At 61.8% G+C, this 788-nt stretch carries 1 pseudogene; it reads left to right on the forward strand.

The features are described from left to right. Nucleotides 1–593, forward strand: a pseudogene (locus IC66_RS46995) (transposase); the annotation flags it as partial. Nucleotides 594–788: the final 195 nt, after the last annotated feature.

A 788-nucleotide genomic window follows, 5' to 3' on the forward strand; every position in this document is an offset into this window, starting at 1 on the left:
AAGCCGGCTCCGGGTCACAAGATCTACCCGTACCTGTTGCGCGGATTGAAGATCGAGCGGCCCGACCATGCGTGGGCAATGGACATCACCTACATTCCGATGCGGCGTGGCTTCGTCTATCTCGCGGCGGTCGTCGATGTGTTCAGCCGACGGGTCCTGGCCCATCGCGTCTCGATCACAATGGAGGCGGCCTTCTGCGTCCAAGCGGGCCAGGAGGCGTTGGCGAAGCACGGCAGGTCCGAGATTTTCAACACGGATCAGGGCACCCAGTTCACCAGCCTCGAGTTCACCGATGTGCTGCTGGACGCGAAGATCGCCATCAGCATTGCGTTGTGGCTAGGGGACGCGCCCGACGACTAGGCGCGTTGGACGGCAAGGGCGCCTGGCGCGACAACGTGTTTGTCGAGCGGCTCTGGCGCACGGTCAAATACGAAGAAGTTTATCTCCGCGCCTACGACAGCGTGTCCGAGGCGCGAGCGTCAATTGCCAAGTATCTGGCCTTCTACAATCAGGGACGCCCTCACTCGAGCCTTGACGGGCGCACGCCCGACGAGGCTTACTTCGGCACGCAAGCTATGGTGATGGCCGCATGACCGTCGCCGACGATTTTGTCGTCGCTCTGGTCGGGCTACGCCCTCCCGACGCAACGACAAAATCGTAAAGCCCCGCGTTCAGCATAACCCGGCAGGAATCCACTTAAATCCAGCGGGGCGCTGTCCAAACAACCGGGGCCAGCTCTCTTCGAACACGGGGCTAGTCCCCGGAATCAGAGCTGAGTGATACGGCGG

The sequence above is a fragment of the Bradyrhizobium genomosp. III genome, assembly GCF_000261705.1.
Lineage (GTDB): Bacteria > Pseudomonadota > Alphaproteobacteria > Rhizobiales > Xanthobacteraceae > Bradyrhizobium > Bradyrhizobium ottawaense.